This window comes from Reichenbachiella ulvae (genome assembly GCF_025833875.1).
GTDB classification, from domain to species: domain Bacteria; phylum Bacteroidota; class Bacteroidia; order Cytophagales; family Cyclobacteriaceae; genus Reichenbachiella; species Reichenbachiella ulvae.
Genome location: NZ_JAOYOD010000001.1, coordinates 1,823,772 through 1,846,794, shown reverse-complemented (window position 1 = coordinate 1,846,794; position 23,023 = coordinate 1,823,772). Strand labels below are relative to the sequence as shown.

Below are 23,023 nucleotides of genomic sequence, written 5' to 3'. Positions count from 1 at the left end.
TCACAAGGCGTAGAGTTTTCTACGCCTATGTATTTTGTAGGGAGCAGCAATGTTAGCGTAGGTTAGGTAGAAAAGCTTGAGGAGAATTATTTTTCAATCCACTTTTGCAGATAAAACATGATTGTAACCAAAACATAGAAGTATATCCCCATTAACATTCCACCAATAATTAAATATGATACAGAGGTTATGTGGATGAGCATTGGGTCTAATATTAAAAGGAATAAATTAAATAATATCCATCCCAAAAACCCGGTCAAAAATCGATTCCTTCTTTTTCTATAAAACGCAACTAGTTTCTTCATTACTATTTAAATAGCTTGTACCAATTCCCTAATTCGCCTTTCTCATCATACTATGTATGACTTCTCCCTGGTCATTGCTGACTCTGATTTCGAATGGCTCTCCGGTGGGCATGGCGTGAATCAGCTTGAAATTAGTGTTGCGCTTGGATAGGGGAAGGGGCTTGTCTTTGAAAATCTCCTGTACCAATTCTCCCCTGGTGTCATAGACAGATAGTGTGATTTTAGAGGGCTGACGAACGATGAATTCGAACTGAATCGTCTGTTGTTTGGCTTTCAGTTCTACATATTCCTGATTATTGGCCAGCGTGATTTCTTTCAGCACTTTTCCATCCTCATTGATCAGACGGGCTATGTAGCTGCCCTGGTTTTCTACGATCCTGTTGAGCCCTATGGTATAGATATGAAGTCCTGCAAATAGCTTTTTGTAATCAAAGACTTCCTTGACTTCCTGTCCAGTGGAGTCCAGGATGAATAGCCGGGCTTTCATGTCTTTGGGTGCGTGGTAGGGAAGGTCCGCTCGGGAAGAAAAAATAATCCTGTTCTCGGCTGGTGTCCAGGTTTGGATCTCCTCTAGGGCTGGCGGATTTTCCTTTTTGTAGATGGCGATGATCTTGGCGATATCCCAGGATGCATCCACATGATTGGAATCGAAGGAGTCGAATGTGGCATTGTCGGAGAGGGCCCATATGGCGGCCTGACCCAGTGAGGATTGGAGGTCGTTTTGCGCTACGATCTGGGCTACCTGCACCCATTCTTTCTGTCCTAGCTGTCCAAGTTTATAAAGTTCCTCCTTTTTGGGACTGTGGTTGGATAGTTGGGTGCAGGCTCCAAAGGCATCATAGGTATAGGTCGATCGAGCATTGATGACCAGGATGTCTTCCTGCAAAATGATTAAGTCCTGAACTTGTGGATCGTCTGAGTAGAGCATCAATCCTGCGGGGATGAGAATGTTAAGATCTGAGGAGCTTAAGCTATTGATTTGGAAGTGGGCGGACGAAGGTCCCAGGCCGCCATTGCCCGATACGGCAACTGTGATTTTCCTTTTCAGGACAGCGTTATTGATGTTTAAAGTATCGGCCGCCTGTACATTCAGACAAAGTACGAAGAAAGCGAAGATGGGAATAGTTAATTTCATATCCATGGGTCTAATCGTCTATAAACTTAATTGGAATCTTATTAATAGTCTTCATTCTCTAGAGTTTAAGCGGTACATTTTTAATTGAGAGTAGAAAAACGCATATTTCTACTCTTCCGAGTATCCAGAAATGGTGAAAAACCCATTTTTCTGGTATAAGGGAGACTTCCCTAATTAAGTTGACAGGTTTAATGTTATAACTATGGCATATTTTTCCGAAGGTCGTCGTGGTTTTGAACCTCAACGACCTGAAGATATGATTACTTTTGCCGCTATGGATATCAAGGACAAAGTGGCACAGCTCTCAGGGGATCTACCTGAGGATGCATATGTGATTTCGGATGACCTGGCGAGGCTAGGGGGAGCAGAGGTGCTAGAGGCCATGAAGGAGTTGTTGCAGCATCCTGATATGGAGTCGCGCTACATGGCTGCTCGTACGCTCAGCCTGATGCCCGAGCAAGAAGGCGTACTGGAGGTGCTGATGACGGCTATCAACGACCCGATCAACAAGGAGCAACAGGGGGACTTTTTGTCCTTTTTAGAGTCCTTAGATATCAGCGACCAATTTGTGGGGGTTTTCAAATTGTACCTGAACGGTAGTTACAAAGTGTCCATGATTGCCAAAGATCTACTGGATCATCAGGATTTTGATATCACACTACGAGTACTCAAGAAGGCCACCAAACAGTGGAACCACTACAGCCATAATGTGAAGCAGGACGACGTATTCGAACTCAAGAAAATCGAGGTGGAGGAGATGCTGGAGGATTTGAGAGAGTTTTTAGAAGAGGCGTAAAACCACTCCATATCTCTGTCGAATGCTCGCTGAAGTTGAGCGTTTAGATTGGAAATTTTAAAAAGGTGGGATAACAATCAAAAGGCATTTATATTTAGGCGTTTTTCAAAGTGATATAAAATCAATCGCATCATATCGCTGACAACCTAATGAAAATGAATTCGCAACTTGCAATAGTACTAACTAGGCCTCAACCAAAATGGTTGATCAGCTTGTTTTTAATTTTACTCTGCTTGTCCTTCTTTATTACCCATGAAGCACCTGGGCAAGATAAATGGTCAGATAATATAATACGCCTTGATTCTATATCTACTGATGATCCTCAATATGGAAGACTACTGGTAGCTATTTGTTGGCAAATTAGTGATTTAAGCCCTGATTCTTCCATATACTATGGGGGGTTGGGATTGCGATGGGCCAATGAACAACAAAACGATTCGATAAAATGTCGTTCCTTGTTGGGTATTTCAGGAGCTATTTCAAAGCAGGGAAAACATACAGAGTCCATCGAAAAGTCTCTGGAAGCGATGAAGATTGCTGAGGCTATTCAAGACACTTTTTCATTGTACGATGCTGCTACCAATATCGGAATTGATATGTACTATTTGGAAGAGATGGAAAAGTCTTTGGAGTACTTTGCCTTGTCAGCCGAGTATGTCAAAAATTTTCGGTCTGAAACATATAAAAGCAAACATCAATTTGCCAATGCACTAATGAATGTTGCATTACTAGAAGCTGAACTTGGTCGGACGGAGAACGAGATTCAAACCTACTATACTGTGGCAGGTTTATTCAAGGAACTGGGAGATCCTCGAAACTACGGACTTACGCTTTTCAATATGGGGAAGTCCTTTTATGATTTTCAAGAATATGATTCAGCAACAAAATATTTTGATGAAAGTCTTCAAATTTTTCAAAAGCATAAATGGACCTCTGCAGAGAGCGATGTACTGACCTCCTGGAGTAATCTGTTATTTGATCTGGAAGACTATGAAGCTGCATTGAAGAATACTTATCGCAGTTTGTATCTGGCTAGGCAGACCAACAATACCTTGCAGATTCAGTTTGCTTATAATATGCTTCAAAAGCTCCATGCGGCCAATGGATATTTTGATAGTGCCTACTATTATCAGGGGAAATATCAAGAGCTTCTCAACGAGAGCAGAGAACTAGAGAAACAAGAATATGCGGATGATCTATTGGCCAAATATGAGACAGAGAAAAAGGAGCAGCAAATCGCACAACTAGAGCAAGAAAATCAAATTAAGGAACTGGAGGCCGCCCGTCAGCGTCAGTTAAAGACCTTCTCCATAGTGGGGGCTGTACTGCTGCTATTGGCCATAGGTCTGTTGTACACCCGATACCGCGACAAAAACAAAACCAATCAACTTCTCGATGTTAAAAACCAGGAACTGGCTCGATTAAATACGACCAAGGATCGATTGTTTTCTATCATATCACACGATTTGAAAAGTCCGCTTTCTTCTTTTCATAGCATCACGAGTAGTTTGTACAGTAACTGGGATCATCTCGAGAAGGAACAATTGAAGGATTTTATCCTGTCAATGCGTGATTCGTCAGCCGACCTCAAAGGCATGATGAACAATTTGTTGAAATGGGCGCTGGCTCAATCGGATCAACTCAAATATGAACCTGTAGTAACCAATCCATCTAGCATCATAGCAGAGGTGACCAGGGAGCTTAAAACATTGGCTGATTTAAAAGAGATTTCGATTGAACTCAATGCCGAGGACATAGAGATCGAGGCGGATAGAGATTTTTTACAAATTGTGTTTAGAAACTTGCTAAGCAATGCCATGAAATTCTCAGAGATGAAATCTAAGATAGAAGTAATGGTTGAAGAGCAGGAGAGGGATAAGCTGATTTCGATTCGGGACTATGGTGTCGGCATGGAACAGCATCAGGTCGAAGACTTGATGGGAGGCAAAATAACAGCGCATGAGATCCAAAATTCAGATCAGAAGGGAACAGGATTGGGTTTGGTACTCTGTCGTGAATTGCTAGAAAAGATGAATGCGCGGATGGAAGTAAAAAGTGAATTAGGACAGGGAACCACTTTTAGATTGGTCTTCCCTAAGGTCGCCTGATACATCAAAATACAGCTATGAACAAAAAGAAACTATTCCTAATTGATGATCACAAAGTAGTAAGAAATGGCGTGAAAGCTATGCTACTGGCAAGGATGGATATTCAGGTGGTAGGAGAGGCCAGTTCGGGAAGGGAGGCATTGGTTTCTATTGCAGATTATCAGCCCGATCTGGTTTTTGTAGACTTGAAGTTGCCAGACGCCAATGGAGCCGAATTGATAGGTGAGCTGAAGGAACTAGTTCCCAATGCGGTCTTTGGATTGTTGACAGCAGAGCCAGGCGCAGCAGATCTTGAACGCGCTAAAATCAATGGTGCCTTGGCTTTTCTGACCAAGGATATGGATACTTCAGAGTATCTCAAAGCCATAGATCATTTGCTTTTGGGCAAAATCTACATTTCTTCTGCCTTTTCGGCAGTGATGATGGAGTCTACAGACGCTAGCTATACGCCCAGAGAGATGGAAGTGCTGCAAGGCTTTGCAGATGGCCTGTCTTACAAGGAGATAGGAGCGCGTTTAGGGATGAGTGCCCGCACCGTAGAGACACACAAGAACAGCCTGCTCAAAAAGATGGAAGTGAAAAGCATCGTAGAGATGGTCCGAAAAGCCATCCGCGATGGCCACATCACCGCCTAACTTTTCACTTTCTGCTTTAAACTTTCCACTAGAAGGCTGCAAGCCTTCCCCATCCGTAAAATTCCGTACCCCCGAGGGGAATATTCCCGATTGAAGCCGGTCGCGATTCATGGCATTTTAGCAATTCGAATAAATGCTGAAAACCATGAAAATCAATTTACTACTTATTACAACATTATTGCTGCTGTCTTTTGCCAGTTTTGGACAGACAGTCACAGTTAATGATACTGGTTTAGAAACCTACCTACTAGGACTGGTAGATACCAGTAATGGAGGAAACTCCGATGGTGCGATCCAGGCAACAGAAGCAGAGGCTTTCACCGGAACGATTATGTATCAAAACAGTGGTCTGACAGATCCTACGGGATTGGAGGCCTTTGTTAATATAACACAGCTAAGACTGTATGGCAATAGTCTGGAGACTATTGATTTATCACCTTTTACCAAGGTAGAGCTTATCAATCTTGGAGATAATAACTTGCCCACAGTAGATTTAAGTTACAATACTCAATTGCTCGAGATCTTTTTGGAGCTTAATCCATTGACTGATATTGACTTTTCTAATAATACCTTGTTGGAAGACTTCAATGTGTCAGATACCGATTTGACCTCACTGGATGTAAGCGATCTGACCAACTTGCTCAGCTTCTCACAGGAGAACATAACAGGCATAACTGAAATTGACTTGAGTCAAAATGCCAAATTAGATTATGTCTGGGTGAGTAATTTAGGGATATCCAGTCTAGATCTTTCCGCTAACCCTTTACTCACCGAGGTAAATGTAGTTGACAATGTAAGCTTGACAAAATTGAACATTGCCAATGGTGCTAATGACATCTTGGACTACTTAGATATTAGAGGGAATGCCACGGCATTAACTTGTGTGACAGTAGATGATGTCACTGCTGCTAGTAATAATGTGAACTGGCTAAAGGATGCGGGGACAAGCTATTCTTTGGACTGTGCTCCCCCTAAGCCCATTTCTCAGTCTCCAGCAAGAAATGCTGTGGATGTCGCAGTAGATGAAGTGTTTACGGTAACCTATGATGAAACTATTTCTGTTGGTGCAGGAGCGATTATAGCTGTGGTAGCCATCGATGGAACTGCCAGTTTCTTCATGACTGAATCTCAAACAGATGAGGTGACCATTACTAGTAATACAGTAACTTTTGATTTTGCTAATGATCTGAGCTATTCTACTAATTACCGTATCACCATGTCTAATATTGAAGATGCGAATGGTAATAAAGAAAACTTGGTTGTTTGGGAGTTCACCACAGAAGAGGAGCCTGATTCAACGCCACCCACCATTGTTTCTTTTGACCCAATCGATAATAGCACGGGAGTAGCTATAGATGCAGATTTGGTTGTTACTTTTGATGAGCCTATTCAGGCAGGGGATGGTTATGTAAGAGTGAGACTTAAGGTCAATACTAGTAGTACGGTCTTAGCAGGTAGGCCTCAGTATGAAACTGATCAATTTACTATAGATGGAAATAACCTCACTATTCACCTGGCCAACTACACTAATTTTGCTCCGGCATATGATATCGAATATTTTGTAACGATCGAAAATAGAGCAGTAAGTGATTTAGCGGGAAATGATTTTGCTGGATTTACGGATACGGAAACATGGACATTCACGACTGAATCAGCGCCAGATGTTTCAGCTCCTACTATCTCATCATTTAATCCATTGGATAATGCTACAGACGTAGCTCGTGATGCGGATTTGGTCGTCACTTTTGATGAACCGGTACAAGCATCGGATGGACTCGTATATGTCAAAAGAAAGGCCACCAATGTCGTCGTAATGGCAGGGCAGCCATCTGTGAATACTGATCAATTCTCAGTGTCTGGTTCGACTTTGACCATCCATCTTGCTAACTATAATTTGAATCAAGCACAGTACGAAGAGGAACTATATGTGACCATAGGTCAAGGGGCAGTGGAAGATTTGAACTCTAATGATTTCGTTGGATTTGAAGATACAGAGACCTGGACTTTCACTATAGAGGCTGAGCCAGATTTGGTGGCACCTACGGTGCAAACTCTTTCTCCCCTCAATAATGCCACAGATGTCGCTTTGGATGCAAATATTGTCCTCACCTTCAGTGAAGATATTGCTGCCGTAGGTAGTACCAATGATATCTATTTGATGGATTATGCTGCGGGGTCTGTCGTAGAGGCTTTTGATCCAATGGATAGCGGGAATGGTAAAATCACACTTTCCGGTAATACACTGACCATCAATCCGACCAATGATCTGGAATATGAAAAACATTATTATGTGGTAGTGGATGGCTATACCTTGAAAGATGTCAGTGATGAGCATAATCTGTTTGCGGGGATCAATGCTGGCGAAGGATATAAAGATCAGTGGAATTTCACTACGGTAGCACCTGATCCAGAGGTATATGTTACTGGGCTTTCACCAGTGCCAAATTCTACAGGAGTAGCATTGGATGGAGATTTGGTGATCACTTTTAATGAACCAGTCTTTTTTGAAACTACTGGTCATGGAAGTGTTAGAACTAATCAAGCCTTGCATGGCTTTTCTATTCACGATGAGACATATGTAGAGCTGAGTGGGAACCAAATTACCATTCATTTGTCTGCGCTTTCATTGGATGCTCTGACAAGTTATTATGTTCAGTTTGATACAGATGTTATTAAAGATGCAGATGGTAATTACTATGCTGAATCTAGCATCATGCTAGATGGCCAGACTTATTATTTCACTACCGGAGAAGCAACAGTCCCAGATGTCATTGATTATTCCCCAGCCATAGCAGCTACATCTGTGGCAGTGGACGATAGCTATTATTTTGAGTTTGATGTGGAGGTCAATACCAGCGCATCTGCCAGTTTGGTGATTAAAAATTATGCCACCGATGAGGTTGTTGAAACTATTGATATTTCCAATCAAAGTGCTATATATGACGTTAATTTTGATCCTATCAATGATTTTCCGTATGAGACAAAACTGTATATCATCGTAGAACCTGCAGGGGCAATCTCAGCAGTAGCAGGAGGGGAGGCCTATGTAGGTCTAGATGACAAAGACGACTGGAGTTTTACAACAGAAGCAGCTCCTATTCTTCCAGTAATTGAAAGTCAAAGCCCAGCTGACAATGCTGTTGATGTGGCAGTTGACGCAAACTTGACTCTCACTTTTGATGTGGATGTCTTTGTTTCCGGTGAGGTGACCCTCGACATCATGGATTATGATGCTGAGTCCCTTGTGGAATCAATTGTCCTTCCTGAAGGCTATGATGCGGATGGTTCTTTCTCCGTAAACCCAACAACTGATTGGGCTAAAGCCAAGCACTATTATGTGCTACTGGGAGGAACAGGTTATATTGGAAACTATACTGGAGGTGGAGTCTTTTCTGGTCTTGACTCAAAGGAGGATTGGGACTTTACAACTATCAAAATAGACCAAACCATCACATTCGATGCACTGTCAGATAAGACTTATGGAGACGCGGCTTTTGATTTGAGTGCCACTGCTAGCTCAGGATTGACTGTTGCTTTTAGCGTGGTGAGTGGTCCGGCTAGTCTTGATGGTAACACACTTTCTATCACAGGAGTGGGCGAAGTAGTAATAGCAGCGGATCAGGCCGGGAATGAATCGTACAATGCAGCTTCCCAGGTGACTCAAAGTTTCACTGTTTCTAAGGCAAGCCAAACCATCACCTTCGATGCATTATCAGATATGACCTATGGCGATGCAGCTTTCGATTTGAGTGCGAGTGCCAGTTCTGGATTGACTGTTTCCTTTAGTGTAGTAAGTGGGCCAGTTAGCCTGGATGGTAATGCACTTTCTATCACGGGAGTAGGTGAAGTGGTCATTGCGGCGGATCAGTCCGGTAGTGATTTGTATCATGCTGCAAGTCAGGTAACTCAGAGTTTTACTATCTCTAAGGCTGAGCAGATTATTTCAATTGAAGCCATAGCGGATAAGGTATCGACTGATGCAGATTTTGAGGTGGTTGCATCGACAGATTCAGGTTTGGAATTGACATATGAGATATCAGGTCCAGCGACTTTGAACGGAACTACTGTTTCTCTAACCGGAGTTTCTGGAATTGTGACCATTACTGTATCACAGGCTGGAAATGAATTTTATGCTATTGCCAGCAATACCGTAGAATTCAATGTAAGCGAACCAACGAAAGGTGCTCAAACGATCACTTTCGATGCATTATCAGATAAGACTTATGGTGATGCAGCTTTTGAATTGAGTGCGACTGCCAGTTCTGGATTGACGGTGACTTTTAGTGTAGTAAGTGGTCCGGCTAGCCTGGATGGTAATACACTTGCTATCACAGGAGTGGGCGAAGTAGTAATAGCAGCGAATCAAGCAGGAGACGAAATCTTCAATCCCGCTACTCAGGTAACTCAAAGCTTTACAATTTTAAAAGCAGATCAAAATATTACCTTCAGCTCTCTTGCGGATAAAACTTATGGAGACGCAGCTTTTGATCTGAGTGCTAGCGCAAGTTCAGGTCTAGCGGTGACTTTTAGTATCATCAGTGGACCGGTGACTTTGGATGGAAGTACAGTGACTCTAACAGGGGCAGGTGAGGTAGTAGTGGCCGCAGATCAGTCTGGGAACGATTTGTACAATGCAGCTAGTCAGGTGACGCAGAGTATTACCGTTTCTAAGGCAAGCCAAACGATCACATTCGATGCGCTTTCAGATAAGACTTTTGGCGATGCAGCTTTTGATTTGAGTGCGAGTGCCAGTTCTGGATTGACTGTTTCCTTTAGTGTAGTAAGTGGGCCAGTTGGCCTGGATGGTAATACGCTTGCTATCACAGGAGTGGGAGAGGTCGTTATAGCAGCTGATCAGGCTGGCGATGATTTGTACAGTGCTGCAAGTCAAGTAACGCAGAGCTTTACTATCTCTAAAGCTGAGCAAATCATAACAATTGATGCCATAGCAGACAAGGTGTCTACTGATGCTGATTTTTCAGTGGTTGCATCGACTGATTCTGGATTGGAATTGACCTATGAAGTATCAGGCCCAGCGACGCTGGCAGGTACTACAGTATCCTTGACCGGAGAATCTGGCATTGTGACTATTACGGTTTCTCAAGCAGGAGATGAATTTGTTGCTGCAGCAAGCCATTCTGTTAGTTTCAGTGTAAGTGACGTTTCTAAAAGCGCTCAAACCATCACCTTCGCAGAGATATCGGATATGACTTTTGGCGATCCATCATTTGATCTTACAGCCACTGCGAGCTCAGGGTTGGAGGTGAGTTATGCGGTGCTTGAAGGACCAATTACTATCTCTGGATCTACAGTTACAATCAACGGAGCAGGGACGGCATCTATTTCGGCACAGCAGTCAGGTAATGAGGCTTTCAATCCAGCTCCTGTAGTGACCAGAAATTTTGTAATAGCCAAGGCAGCTCAGGAAATCACCTTTGCGGCACTATCTGACAGAGTTTATGGAGACGCTCCTTTTGTTTTGGATGCGAGTGCCAGTTCTGGATTAGCAGTGAACTATGGTGTGGTGAGTGGCCCAGCAACTCTCAATGGAAATGAATTGAGCATAACAGGCGCAGGGGAAGTGGTAGTGTCAGCTAATCAAATCGGGAATTCGAATTACCTGGCAGCTCAGGAAGTGACTCAATCATTTTTAGTAGCTAAGAAAGATCAAGTCATTACCATCACTGCTATTGAGGATAAGTTGGTGACTGATGCGAGTTTTGATATAGAGGCCACCGTCGATTCAGGTTTGGATTTAGTTTATGAAGTTTCCGGACCGGCTGCATTGACTGGTACTACGATTCAGTTGACTGGTGAGTCGGGACAGGTAACACTTACCGTGAGTCAAGCGGGTAATTCGGATTACCATGAAGCTAGTGCTCAGCTTAGTTTCAATGTTTCGGATCCTGCTAAATCTGACCAAACGATTAGTTTCGATGCTGTCGGCAGCCTAAGCTTTGGTGATGCTGATGTCCAACTATCTGCTACGGCGAGTTCTGGTTTAGAGGTGGTTTATTCCGTGATCAGTGGGCCTGTTGCTATCGATGGCAATATCATGAGCATCTTAGGTGCAGGTGAAGCAGTAATCGCCGCAGATCAAGCAGGAGACAATAACTTTAATGCAGCGACACAAGTTCAGCAAACATTTACAATCAATAAAGCCGAACAGACCATCATATTAGAATCAATTAGTGATAAGTTGACGACAGATGATCCGTTCATGGTTTCAGCAACAGTAGATACCGGATTACCACTTTCCTATGTTGTGAGTGGCCCGGCTACTGTATCAGCTGAAGGCTTAATTACACTGAATGGTGCTACAGGGGTAGTTCAGGTGGAGGTGACTCAGGATGGAAATGATAACTATCTTGCGGCATCAGTCCAGGTATCATTTGCAGTGACAGATCCAGCCAAGACAGATCAAACTATCACTTTTGATGCGTTGCCTGATCTAACATTTGGCGATGCACCAGTGGTTCTTGTTGCGACTGCTAGTTCTGGATTGAATATTACTTTTAAAGTGGTCAGTGGGCCAGTGAGCATAGAAGGTAACGCACTGACTGTTTTGGGTGCTGGTGAAGCTGTAATAGCCGCAAATCAGGCAGGAGATGAATCTTTCAATGCTGCACCAGAGGTGACGCAGACTTTTACCATTGCGAAGGCGAATCAGAACATTCAAGTGACAGCGATTGAGGACAAATTAGCGATTGATGGCCCATTCGATGTAGAAGCAACTGTGGATTCAGGATTGGAGTTATCCTTTGCTATCACAGGTCCAGCTACTATGAGCGGACAGACGATTACCTTGGACGGAACGATTGGTACTGTAGAAATAGTAGTGAGTCAGGCAGGGAATGAAAACTATGAAGCTGCGAGTGTTACAACGTCATTTGAAGTGACTCAGGTGACAGCTGCTGAACTGACCATCAATCTGGAGGCTTATCCTAATCCAACCGATGGGCTGTTGCAAATCAAATCAGGAAGTGAAATAAGAAGCATCGAGGTGTATGATTTGCAGGGAGCATTGAGGTTCAACCAATTGACTGATTCCAAAGAATTGAAAATTGATTTGCGTCACCTCGCTCAGGGCAGTTATGTCCTTAGGGTGTTTACCGAAGGAAGGTTTGAGAACAGGAGACTGTTGATACATTGATTTGAATATCAAATCTCCATCACAACAACAAATGAAAAAAGCTACCCGAAAGGAGTAGCTTTTTTCATTTGATTACTTTGAATATTTTATGCCAACTCTTTCAAATCCACAGGTACCACTCTCGATACACCTTGCTCTACCATGGTTACCCCATAGATCACATCAGTGGTAGACATCGTGCGTTTGTTGTGCGTCACGATGATGAACTGAGACTCGTTAGAGAAGTCGCGGATGATGTTGTTGAACTTGTCGATGTTCGCATCATCCAAAGGAGCATCTACCTCATCGAAAATACAGAATGGAGCCGGTTTCAATAGATAGATCGCAAATAGTAACGAGGTAGCTGTTAAAGTCTTTTCTCCCCCTGAAAGTTGGTTGATAGATAGCGGTCTTTTTCCTTTTGGTCGTGCGATGATTTCTATGCTTGATTCCAACGGGTTGTCTGGATCTGAAAGATAGAGATCACATTGATCTTCGTCTGTAAATAGAGAACGGAATACCCGAATGAAGTTAGCCTTGATGTTTTCGAACGCTTCGGTGAAGGTTTCTTTCGCCACATCATTGATTTCATTGATGGTGGAGATCAAGGATTCCTTCGCTTTAGTCAGGTCTTCTTTTTGACCAGTGATGAAATCGTGTCTTTCTTTGATTTCTTCGTACGCCTCCATGGCCATGGGGTTGATAGGTCCCATGTTTTCCATTTTACCTTTCAGTTTGTCTACCTTTTCGCGCAATTCTGATTCATCCATTTCAGCGGCCTTCTGCTGCTTTTCGCTGCGTTCTTCATCATTGTCGTCGATCAACAGTTGATCGATGTTGACGTTGAATTCTACAGAGAGGCGTTCTTTTACACTCGTAAGACCCAGTTTCGTTTCGTTGAGCTGATTCTGGAGTTCCATCAGACGCTCATCGTTCAGTTCACGTTCGCGCTGAACTTCGCGGGTTGACTTTTCTACTCCATCTATTTTCTCGCGCTCGCCATAGTATTGCTTTTCTGCCTCAGCGACACCTTCTTCGATGCTTTCTTTTTCTTCATACATCTCGATCAACTGATCGTCGTTGGTGTCTGACTTTTCGATCAGTTGTCGAATCTCTTCGTCGGTGATTTTGAGCTCGCTCTGGTTTTTCTCGATGCGTTGCTTCGTCGTTTCCAGATTGGCCTGCTTGTAGCTGATTTCCTGCATGATGCTGGAAACCTTATTTTGCTGTTGGTGGTAGACGATGTTCTCCTGATTGTATGCGGAGGATTTTTCGTTCAGTGCATCGTTGTATCCAGCTAATTGCTCTTTGAAAGAGGCGTTTTTAATTTCCAACTCTTCCAGAACCTGCTTTTCTTTGTTTTGCTTAGGTTCTATATCAGCGATTTCTTCCTGCAGAATGCCAATTTGCTCCATGATATCTTCTCGCTTCAACTCGCTTTCAGAAAGGAGACTGGTGTATTGCTCTTGTTTGGTAGTCAGTGAGACATATTCCTCATTGACTTTCGTTAGTTCTGCCTGCAGTTCTTCCAAATCCGCACCATAGCCACTGGTTTTGAGTCTTTCCAGATCCGAAGTTTTCTCTTCCAGATTTGACTTCACCTCATCCAGCTTCTGGGTCAGTTTTTTGATGGTTTGAGCCAATTTTTCCAGGTTCTTGGCTCGTCCGATTTTCTTACCTTCGAAAAGTCCGATAGATCCCCCTGATACGCTGAAAGGACGATTGATAATCTTGCCACTCTTGGTGATTAGAACCGCTTTCTTGCTACTGGATATACCTTCATCGCGGTGAGTGATGTAGACATTGTCCAGTATGTAGCCAATTAGCTTTCTGTATTTCTGATCGTATTCCACAACTTCCGTGGCAGGAATAGCATCGGCCAGCAGCTCCGAAGTGGTAGGGTGGAAGCTCTCGAATCTATCCAGAATGAAAAAGTGTGCTTTCCCCTTGGATGCATCGCTTAGTATGTTAATGGCCTTAAATGCTTCCGCTTCCGTCTCTACGATGTAGTAGTTCATGTAAGGTTCGAGATAGTTCTCGATGGTTACACGGTAGTCTTCTGGACAAGTAAGGATATCCGAAAGAAGAGGGGCGTTTTTACTCCAGCTTTTTTCCTTTTTTAGGAACTTGATTGCCTCAGGGAAGCCCTCCAGGTTGTCTACAAGTGATTTGGTAAGGTTGTATTCGTTTTGAGAAGAGTCAAGTTTTCGATTGACTTGCTGTAGTTCTTCACGGATTACTTCTACCGTTTTTTCAGAATGCTTGATTCGATTCTTCAGCTCCTCGTCTTTCGATTTTAGGTAATCGTACTCCTCTTGTTTCTTTTTCTTGATCTCATCCACTTCAGCGATGCTCTGCTCGAAATCTTTTAGGTTTTCGGTTCGAGAACTGTTGTCACTAGAAGTTTTTTCCAGTTCTTGCTTCAGGGTGCTTAGCTGGATGTTTTTGATCTCAAGAGATTTCGTCAGTTGATAGACTTCTTCTTTTTTGAAAGAAAAGTCTTTTTCTAATTCTTCTCCCTCTGCTTTTCTATCAGCATTCTTTTGCTTTTCTTCTTCATATTCAGCTTGTAATGCCTCGAGCTTGTGAGTGGTTTCATTGAGCATTTTTTCTGCGCTCAATTTTTCATTTTCAAGACTGGTGATAGAAAATGTAGAACGTTCGCTACTCTTTCTGTCTTGCTCGATGGTATCTTTTAGGCTGTCACTCTTGTCGTTGAGGAAGCGCAGACGCTCATTTTTAATTTTCTTTTCGCTCTCATAGCTTCGGATTTTCTGAACATGCTCGTTCAGGGTTTTCTGACGATTTGCCAGTAATTTTTCCTTGGATACCAGATCTGCCTTAGCTTTCTCTAATTCTGCTTCTTTTTCGGCTAGCTGTTTGTTGTAACTGATTTTTTGATCGTTGCAGGCGTCTACTGCTGATCGTAGTTGATCAAGTTTCTCTTTTTGTTTGTGAACCGTCTTCTTTGCCAGCTCTACACTGTACTCCTTGTAATCCTCTTTGATTTGGTAGTATTTCTGCGCTTGTTTGGCTTGTCTTTCGAGCGATTTCAGGTTTTTCTCGATCTCAAATAACAAATCCTCTACTCGCTCAAGATCGGCATCCGTATCGTCCAGCTTTCGCATGGTTTCTTTTTTACGGATTTTAAACTTTGAAATACCAGCAGCTTCTTCGAAAAGGCCTCTTCTAGAGTTGTCCTTGTCATTCAGGATGTTGTCTACCATCCCAAGTTCAATGATGGCGTAGCTGTTAGAGGCTATACCTGTATCCAGAAAAAGGCTGGTGATATCTTTCAATCGACAAGTCACACCGTTGAGTTGGTACTCACTCTCTCCGGATCTGTAGTATCGACGAGTGATCGTTACATTTGAATATTCTGTAGGAAGGAGGTTTTTGGTATTTTTGAATGAAAGAGAAACTTCTGCTAGCTGTGTGGCTTTTCTGTTTTTAGTACCGTTAAAGATGATGTTTTCCATCTTTTCCGATCGCAGAGAGCGTACTTTTTGTTCTCCTAATACCCAGCGAATTGAGTCCACCACATTGGATTTGCCACAGCCATTAGGACCTACGATTCCAGTGATGCCTTCATCAAAATTGATCACCACTCGGTCACCAAAACTCTTGAAGCCTTTAATCTCTAATTTGGTTAATTGCATGGGGTATTCGGGAATTTCAGAATCGACAAATTTAAAATAATTCCTTAGATTTGGTTCATGGATGATTCTAATATTTATTACTACATCGTGCTGGGTGTTATCTACTTGATTTCACGAGCATTGAAGAAAAAAAAGCCGGAGCAAACTCCTACAGAGTCATCTAGTGATGAATGGAAAACAGAGGATTCTTCTCAGCCCTCGACTCAGCCCAGTTTTGAGGATTTGTTCAAGCAGATTACAGGGCAGGATTATGAAAATCAAAAGGAGAAGGAAATGCCCAAACCTAAGCCAGTAACGGATCGACGTATTCTGGAGGAGCCGCCCACTTTTGAGATTCCAGAGATTGAGATTCCAAAATCTGTCGTGGAGAGAGAACCTGTGGTTCAAAAAGAAAAGGAGCCAGAGTTGAGTCAGGAAAGAGAACCGATCGTAAGAAAGAAACATGTGTACGAACGCTCAGAAAATTTTGCTATCGAGGAGGAACAGCCGGACGTAGGAGACGAAGTACTAGCCATGCTGCATGACGAAGACGAAGTGCGTAAGGCAATAGTCTTCAAAGAGATCTTTGATAGAAAATATTGATTATTGACCAAATACCCTTTGATCCAAGACAAATGGGTCAATCAAATGTTCTAAAGAAGTGTTTTTGTGGTCTGGGTGTAGAGGATCGAGTAGATAGTTGTATTCGTCTGGCACTATAGCGGAAGGGACTTTCAATGCATAAGCCTTAGATTCCTGCACAAATCGCAAACCTATTTCTTGATTTGCTCTTGAGATATTTGACTTGTTGTTCCAGTTTTCTGGCCAATCTTTAGGTTTTAATTCAATAATGTCAGTTGATTCTATATTGATCTTGGCAAGACATATCTTCTGAGAGGCTAAAAGATGAAAATTGTGCGCCATATACTCAAGGCAAGCCAGTGAGATGCTCCCGGCAGTATAGAGCAAATTTGTGCCTATTGGGTTCCACCGACCACCATAGAGTCCGGCTCCAGTCCCGGATAAGTCCCTGGCGTACTTTTGACTAGTAATCCGATAGAGCAACATTAGGCTAATACTCCATGCTGCATACGTCCAATCTGATTGAGTAGGGTGCGAATGCCAAAACTATTGCTGAGTAGCTCTTTAGGTTTTCTTCCTCCCAGAGCGATGTTTTCATTGTTCATCCAGTCATAAAAACCATCTCCAAAAGCCTCCAGACCAACTCTGTATACTTCTTCGATTTCTAGGACTTTTTCTGTCACTTCTGGTTTGAAAGTAGTCTTACGCTTATAAGTATCGATAGAAACTGGAATAAGTTCTATAATTTCTGAAACTGTGAGTCGAGTAATGGAAAGTATTTTTTGAATATAGGTTTTGGTGATGTTTTGGCTAGCTAAACTGAAGTAATCAGTAAATCCATAGCTGCTCATGGGCTCTGATAGTTCATGAACTTCATTCTTTGGATTATATCTTTTTTTACCCTCCATAGTGTAAATTTACTCATTACAAACCGTAAAAATACACTACAAAGCTATTTTCTTTCTTACATTTTCGACAATTGATCCAGTTCCTTCCTAAATCCACTACTGATTATCGGGAATCTACACCAGGTTTTAGGGTCTACATTAAAGTCGTCTAAATGAAAGGAGGGGGCTAGTCTTTCGCGTTTCCATTGATTGATAGACCAGAGTTTATAGAATTTTCGAATGTGTCCTTTCAGTGCTTCTCTATCTATTTCAAGTTCTTTTTCTAGTGTTAAGAATACTTCAATTGGTGATTTTCTTTGAGCGATTCCTAGTCTTTCGATTTGGACCATCAGGCTGTAAGGCATCAAATCATCCTCATCCGTTTGGGTATATTCTTTGGGTCGAAGCTCCGCGGTAGGAGTCAGACTGTTGACATAGCGTAAGCCCTTATAACCTAATTCACTTTCAGCATATTTCAACCACTGCAGGATAAAGGGCTTGTCTACTCCAGCAATAGGCGCTAAACTACCACTGGTATCACCATCCATAGTTGTATATCCTACATCTCCTTCACTTCGGTTAGAGGTAGTGAGGAGGATTTTGTTTTCCAGGTTAGCGATCATCCAGATCAAGGGAGATCGAGTTCTCGCCTGAATATTCTGCAGGGCTATATCGTCTTGTTCCCAGTTGAGTTTTCTTCCAATGGCTTGTTCAGCAATCTTGTGAGCTGCACTTACACTTTCATCTATTGTCCATGACCTGAATTGAGCTCCTAATGAGCTCGCTAATTCTCTCGCCGACTCTTCTGTTTCATCAGAAGAGTTTTCAGTGCCTTGATAGGCAGTAAACAGAATTTGCTGAGTGAGTGCCTTGGCAAGTTCTTCACCTTGAAGAGGCTCATTGGGTGTTTCTAGCCTCAAAGACTCAATGAATGTTTCCGACCCTAACTCTTTGAGTCCCGTGCGAACCAGATGGGCCACCAGCACCGCGATAGAAGAGGAATCAGCTCCACCAGATAGGGATAGCACATATCCATTGATGAAGGCTTTGCGCATGTAATCATAGAGTGCTAAAGAGCCTGCTTGAGCAAATTCTTCATTGCTATCTGAGAAATCTTCCGAGATCTTCTGCTCTTGAGCTTTGGGATTGATATCAACGTATTGTAGCTCGAATCTCTGATAGGATAGACGTCTGTTTTTGATTAGGAATCTCCCTTCATGGGCCAGAAGGATGTCTCCATCATAGACTACACGACCAGATTCATTTCCCAATTGATTTACATAGAGGTAATAGCAGTTGAATTCATTGCTACTATTCAGAACCAGGTGGTCACGGAGTGTCTTTTTATTAAATGAAAAATGACTGGCGCTTGGGTTCAGAATTAGATCGATATTTTTCTCCTTTAGTCTGCAAGCTGGCCGATCATTGCTCCATGCATCTTCACAGATCTCAAATCCTGCATGCAGTCCGTTTAGATCCAATGTGATATCACCAATGGGATAAGTTTTACCTTCTATTTCTATTTCCGAGACAGTGTTTTTGGGCCATGGGGTAAACCATCGCTTTTCGTAGTGGATACCGTCATTGGCTAGGGCTTGCTTGGCGTAAAACCCCTTGATTTCCTGATTACTGATGACGCAAGAGGTGTTGTAGAGTTCCCCTTGATGAAACATTGGGAGCCCCAAGGTTACACTTATATCCTTGCAAAAATTCCTTAGAGAAAGTAGTTGTTCCAATGCCTCTTCGGCTACCCAGGGAGATAGAAACAAGTCCTGACAGCCATATGCTGTAATACATAGCTCTGGAAGACATAGGATATGGACCCCGTTCTTTTGAGCTGCAGCGATGGCATCTTTGATATTCTGAATATTATTGGCCCAGTCAATAGGGGTTTGGTTGAGGCAAGCTCCTCCAATTCTAAGATCACTCATAGGAGAGGTGAATTTATTCAATATTCAAGATTTGGCAAGATTTTTCTGCAGCGTCTTGTTCAGCTTTCTTTTTGCTTAGTCCATGACCGACACTGATCTGTTTTTTGCCTACGAAGAGTTTTGCCTCAAATTTTTTGAAGTGCTTTTTGCTATCGAGTTCCGTTACTTCAAAATTGAGGACTTTGTTTTCTTTTTGAGACCATTCGATCACCTTGCTCTTGAAATTGGTGTCGGTACTGATAATCATATCAATATCGACATGAGGGATGATCAGTTTTTTCAAGATGAAATTCTTGGCGAATTTGTGTCCCTTGTCCAGATACACCGCCCCTACGAGTGCTTCGAGTGCATCTCCATAGATGGACTTGAAAGACTGTTTGCTGCCTTTCATGTGACCATTGAATTGGATGATTTCTTCCAGGCCTATTTTTTTGGAAAGTTGATTCAGGTTCTCTCTATTAACGATACGAGATCGTACTTCCGTGAGAAAACCTTCATCCTTGAATGGGTATTTGTTGAAGAGGTATTCAGCCACCACGAGTCCGAGCACTGCATCTCCTAGATACTCGAGTCTCTCATTGGATTCCAGAAAACCTTTTCGGTTTTCTTTGGCCGCTGATGTGTGCCTCATGGCTAGGTAATACAAGTCTATATTGGAGGGCTTGCCCCCAATGATTCGTTTTACGAAGTGTGAATAACTACTAGATTTCCTAAATAAAAACAGACTTGTTAAACTTTAATTACCAACAATTACCCTTCAAATTTACGGAATATGATGGAAGTATTATGTCCACCAAATCCAAATGTGTTGCTTAGTGCAACATTAACTTCTCTTTTTTGGGCTTTATTGAATGTAAAGTTCAAATTGGGATCAAAAGCTTCATCATCAGTGAAGTGGTTGATCGTAGGAGGTACCAAGTTGTTTTGAATGGCCATCACACAAGCTGCCGCTTCAATTGCTCCCGCAGCACCTAATAGGTGACCGGTCATTGATTTGGTAGAGGAGATGTTCAGGTTGTAGGCACTTTCTCCAAATACATTTTTGATCGCTTGAGATTCACTCAAATCTCCCAGTGGAGTAGAAGTTCCATGTACATTGATGTAGTCTACTTCTTCAGGCTTGATGTTTGCATTCTTCAATGCATTGATCATTACATTAGTAGCACCCAGTCCTTCTGGATGTGGAGCTGTCATGTGATGAGCGTCTGCAGACATACCGCCACCGATCAACTCGGCATATATTTTGGCACCTCTGGCTTTTGCATGCTCCAATTCTTCAAGAATCAAGCAAGCGGCTCCTTCACCTAATACAAAACCATTTCTGTCTTTGTCGAATGGTCTGGAAGCGGTTTCAGGAGAGTCGTTTCTTTCAGAGAGGGCTTTCATTGCGTTGAATCCCCCGACACCTGACTCAGTAACTGCTGCTTCTGATCCACCTGTGATGAACACATCTGCCATACCCAATCGGATATAGTTGAATGAATCGATGATCGCATTGGTTCCTGATGCGCAGGCACTAACCGTGGTGAAATTCGGCCCACGGAAACCGTATTTGATAGAGATCATACCCGGAGCGATGTCTGCAATCATCTTAGGGATGAAAAACGGATTGTATTTAGGTGTACCGTCACCAGCAGCAAAGTTCATCACTTCGTCCTGAAAGGTCTTAAGACCTCCGATACCTGCACCCCAAATTACACCAGCTCTGTCTACATCTATTTTGTCCAAGTCCAATCCAGAATCTTTTACTCCCTGATCTGCTACTATATGAGCATATTGAGTAAAAGGGTCCATCTTTCTCGCCTCTTTGCGGTCAAAGTGATCATTAGGATCATAGTCTTTGATCTCACATGCGAAACGTGTCTTGAACTTTTCTGCGTCGAAACGCGTAATAGGCGCAGCGCCACTCACACCAGTGGATAAACCTTGCCAATATTCATCAGCATTGTTACCTATTGGTGTGAGTGCTCCTAGGCCGGTAACTACAACTCGCTTTAATTGCATAATTTGTGAGCTCCCTGTTTAGGTATAAAATTAAATTACTTTGCGTTCTCTTCTAAGTATGCGATAGCTTGACCAACTGTACCGATGTTCTCAGCTTGATCGTCTGGAATAGAGATGTTGAACTCCTTTTCAAACTCCATGATCAACTCAACTGTATCAAGAGAATCAGCACCTAGATCGTTTGTGAAGCTTGCTTCAGCGTTAACCTCAGACTCCTCAACTCCTAATTTGTCGATAATAATTGATTTTACTTTTTGTGCTATATCAGACATTATATTACTGTTTGGTTTAAAAATCTGTGCAAAGAAATGAATTAAAAGGATTAAAGCCAAACAATTTTTTTTAATCGTAAGCGGGGGGTATTGGGGTAGGCCCGAAGGGGGATTTAAGTGCTCCAATTTCAAGGAGTTAGAAGGGAATAGTAGAGCTCCTAATAATTCATAGATACAAACGAATAAAATAAAACTAGTATAATATATATCTATGTCTATATATTAGCGATTCGAAACATTGCATTTATATAAGAAAAGTCGATATTTGCAGTTCGAAATTTTTGAAACATAAACTTTAATACACATCGCTAAACAAAGATATCAGAGAAGGGGTCCTCGTGGACGAGTCGAAGAGCCCTACAAAGTAAATGATAAAATTACTGCTCGTGAGGTTAGAGTAGTAGGAGAAAACGTTGAAGTAGACGTATATCCTACTCGAAAGGCTATTAGCATGGCCCAAGAGCAAGGTCTGGATCTTGTAGAAATCTCTCCTAAAGCTGATCCGCCTGTTTGTAAAATTATCGATTATTCGAAATTTAAATACGAACAGAAGAAGAAGCAGAAAGAGATTAAGGCTAAGGCGCATAAAACAGTGTTGAAGGAGATCAGATTCGGTCCTAATACGGATGATCACGATTTCCAATTCAAACTGAAACATGCGGTTAAGTTTCTTGAAGAAGGAGCTAAAGTGAAAGCTTATGTACATTTCGTCGGTAGGACGATTGTTTTCAAGGAGCGAGGAGAAATTTTATTATTGAAATTCGCTCAGGCTTTGGAAGATTATGCCAAAGTAGAGCAATTGCCAAAGTTGGAGGGTAAAAGGATGTTCCTGATGCTGTCTCCAAAACAATTGAAGAAGAAATAAATCGATAATTAATAAAATGCCAAAAGTTAAAACTAAAGCTGGAGCGAAGAAACGTTTCAAATTGACAGGCAGTGGTAAAATCAAAAGAAAGCACGCTTTCAAAAGCCACATTCTGACAAAAAAAGAAACGAAGCAGAAGAGGAATCTGACTAAAATGGGTCTTGTACACAAGTCAGATGAGAACAATGTTAAAGACATGCTTCACATTTAATCACGCCCAGGGCGAGATTAGGTTCAAATTTTCACCAGAGGATTGGTATTAAGAGTCACGACAGTGAGCGCCAATAATCAAAAAAGTTAAAAATTATGCCAAGATCGGTAAACACAGTAGCGAGTAGAGCTCGCAGAAAAAAGGTTCTGAAGTTAGCCAAGGGTTACTTCGGAAGAAGAAAAAACGTTTGGACGGTAGCGAAAAATGCCGTTGAGAAAGGTCTTAACTACTCATACAGAGATAGAAAAGTTAAGAAAAGAGAGTTTAGAAAACTTTGGATTCAAAGAATCAATGCAGGTGCAAGACAGCACGGCATGTCATACTCTCAATTTATGGGCAAGCTTGCAGCTGCTAAAATTGAATTGAACAGAAAAGTATTGGCTGATTTAGCAATGAATCACCCAGATGCTTTCAAAGCAGTAGTTGATCAGTTGAAGTAATTCTTCTCACTACTCGATAAAATATGAACCCAGTCTTAACAGTCTGGGTTTTTTTGTGTCCAAATTGTTATAGTTTTAAGAC

General features: G+C 42.2%; 16 protein-coding genes. 8 read left to right on the top strand and 8 right to left on the bottom strand.

The window, feature by feature from the left end:
* Positions 1-333 precede the first annotated feature (333 nt).
* On the bottom strand, positions 334-1,440 hold the full coding sequence (locus tag N7U62_RS07470; RefSeq protein WP_264137295.1) for a hypothetical protein: 1,107 nt from the start codon (positions 1,438-1,440) through the stop codon (positions 334-336).
* A gap of 202 nt (positions 1,441-1,642) precedes the next feature.
* Between N7U62_RS07470 and N7U62_RS07465 the strand changes: the two genes are divergently transcribed.
* The 4 genes from N7U62_RS07465 to N7U62_RS07450 all read left to right on the top strand — a co-directional run bounded on the left by N7U62_RS07465 (position 1,643) and on the right by N7U62_RS07450 (position 12,132).
* A complete protein-coding gene (locus N7U62_RS07465; RefSeq protein WP_264137294.1) occupies positions 1,643-2,236 on the top strand; it encodes a HEAT repeat domain-containing protein in 594 nt (197 codons plus the stop codon).
* A 455-nt stretch (positions 2,237-2,691) separates the two neighbouring features.
* Positions 2,692-4,344, top strand: a complete 1,653-nt coding sequence (locus tag N7U62_RS07460) for an ATP-binding protein (protein ID WP_264137293.1) — start codon at positions 2,692-2,694, stop codon at positions 4,342-4,344.
* 17 nt (positions 4,345-4,361) lie between these two features.
* Positions 4,362-4,979 carry a response regulator gene (locus tag N7U62_RS07455; RefSeq protein WP_264137291.1) on the top strand — a complete coding sequence of 206 codons (618 nt, stop codon included), beginning with the start codon at positions 4,362-4,364 and terminating at the stop codon, positions 4,977-4,979.
* Between the two features lie 145 nt (positions 4,980-5,124).
* Positions 5,125-12,132, top strand: a complete 7,008-nt coding sequence (locus tag N7U62_RS07450) for an Ig-like domain-containing protein (protein ID WP_264137290.1) — start codon at positions 5,125-5,127, stop codon at positions 12,130-12,132.
* An 86-nt stretch (positions 12,133-12,218) separates the two neighbouring features.
* Here N7U62_RS07450 and smc read toward each other — a convergent pair whose 3' ends face one another.
* Positions 12,219-15,770 carry a chromosome segregation protein SMC gene (gene smc, locus N7U62_RS07445; RefSeq protein ID WP_264137289.1) on the bottom strand — a complete coding sequence of 1,184 codons (3,552 nt, stop codon included), beginning with the start codon at positions 15,768-15,770 and terminating at the stop codon, positions 12,219-12,221.
* Positions 15,771-15,827: 57 nt separating this feature from the next.
* On the opposite strand from smc, the gene N7U62_RS07440 reads away from it, so the two are divergent.
* Positions 15,828-16,352 carry a hypothetical protein gene (locus tag N7U62_RS07440; RefSeq protein WP_264137288.1) on the top strand — a complete coding sequence of 175 codons (525 nt, stop codon included), beginning with the start codon at positions 15,828-15,830 and terminating at the stop codon, positions 16,350-16,352.
* Here the strand turns inward: N7U62_RS07440 and N7U62_RS07435 are convergent, their stop codons facing one another.
* The 6 genes from N7U62_RS07435 to N7U62_RS07410 form a co-directional block, all read right to left on the bottom strand.
* Complete coding sequence (locus N7U62_RS07435) at positions 16,353-16,817, bottom strand: RES family NAD+ phosphorylase (RefSeq protein WP_264137287.1); 465 nt, start codon at positions 16,815-16,817, stop codon at positions 16,353-16,355.
* Positions 16,817-17,239 (bottom strand): Xre family toxin-antitoxin system antitoxin, encoded by a 423-nt coding sequence (locus tag N7U62_RS07430; RefSeq protein WP_264137286.1) that lies wholly within the window; start codon positions 17,237-17,239, stop codon positions 16,817-16,819. The genes N7U62_RS07435 and N7U62_RS07430 overlap by 1 nt, the downstream gene beginning before the upstream one ends.
* Positions 17,240-17,295: 56 nt before the next feature.
* Positions 17,296-19,149: an NAD(+) synthase gene (gene nadE / locus N7U62_RS07425; RefSeq protein WP_264137285.1), complete on the bottom strand. Its 1,854-nt coding sequence runs from the start codon at positions 19,147-19,149 to the stop codon at positions 17,296-17,298.
* Positions 19,150-19,162: 13 nt separating this feature from the next.
* Entirely contained in the window at positions 19,163-19,822 is a 660-nt protein-coding gene (gene rnc / locus N7U62_RS07420; RefSeq protein ID WP_264140418.1) for a ribonuclease III, read from the bottom strand.
* 77 nt (positions 19,823-19,899) lie between these two features.
* Positions 19,900-21,153: a beta-ketoacyl-ACP synthase II gene (gene fabF, locus N7U62_RS07415; protein ID WP_264137283.1), complete on the bottom strand. Its 1,254-nt coding sequence runs from the start codon at positions 21,151-21,153 to the stop codon at positions 19,900-19,902.
* Between the two features lie 35 nt (positions 21,154-21,188).
* Entirely contained in the window at positions 21,189-21,425 is a 237-nt protein-coding gene (locus N7U62_RS07410) for an acyl carrier protein (protein WP_264137282.1), read from the bottom strand.
* Positions 21,426-21,729: 304 nt separating this feature from the next.
* Here N7U62_RS07410 and infC point away from each other — a divergent pair, with 304 nt between their 5' ends.
* From infC to rplT, 3 genes are all read left to right on the top strand, one after another.
* Positions 21,730-22,290: a translation initiation factor IF-3 gene (infC, locus tag N7U62_RS07405; RefSeq protein ID WP_264140417.1), complete on the top strand. Its 561-nt coding sequence runs from the start codon at positions 21,730-21,732 to the stop codon at positions 22,288-22,290.
* A 16-nt stretch (positions 22,291-22,306) separates the two neighbouring features.
* Positions 22,307-22,501 (top strand): 50S ribosomal protein L35, encoded by a 195-nt coding sequence (rpmI, locus tag N7U62_RS07400; RefSeq protein ID WP_264137280.1) that lies wholly within the window; start codon positions 22,307-22,309, stop codon positions 22,499-22,501.
* A gap of 95 nt (positions 22,502-22,596) precedes the next feature.
* A complete protein-coding gene (rplT, locus tag N7U62_RS07395; RefSeq protein WP_264137279.1) occupies positions 22,597-22,941 on the top strand; it encodes a 50S ribosomal protein L20 in 345 nt (114 codons plus the stop codon).
* Positions 22,942-23,023 lie beyond the last annotated feature (82 nt).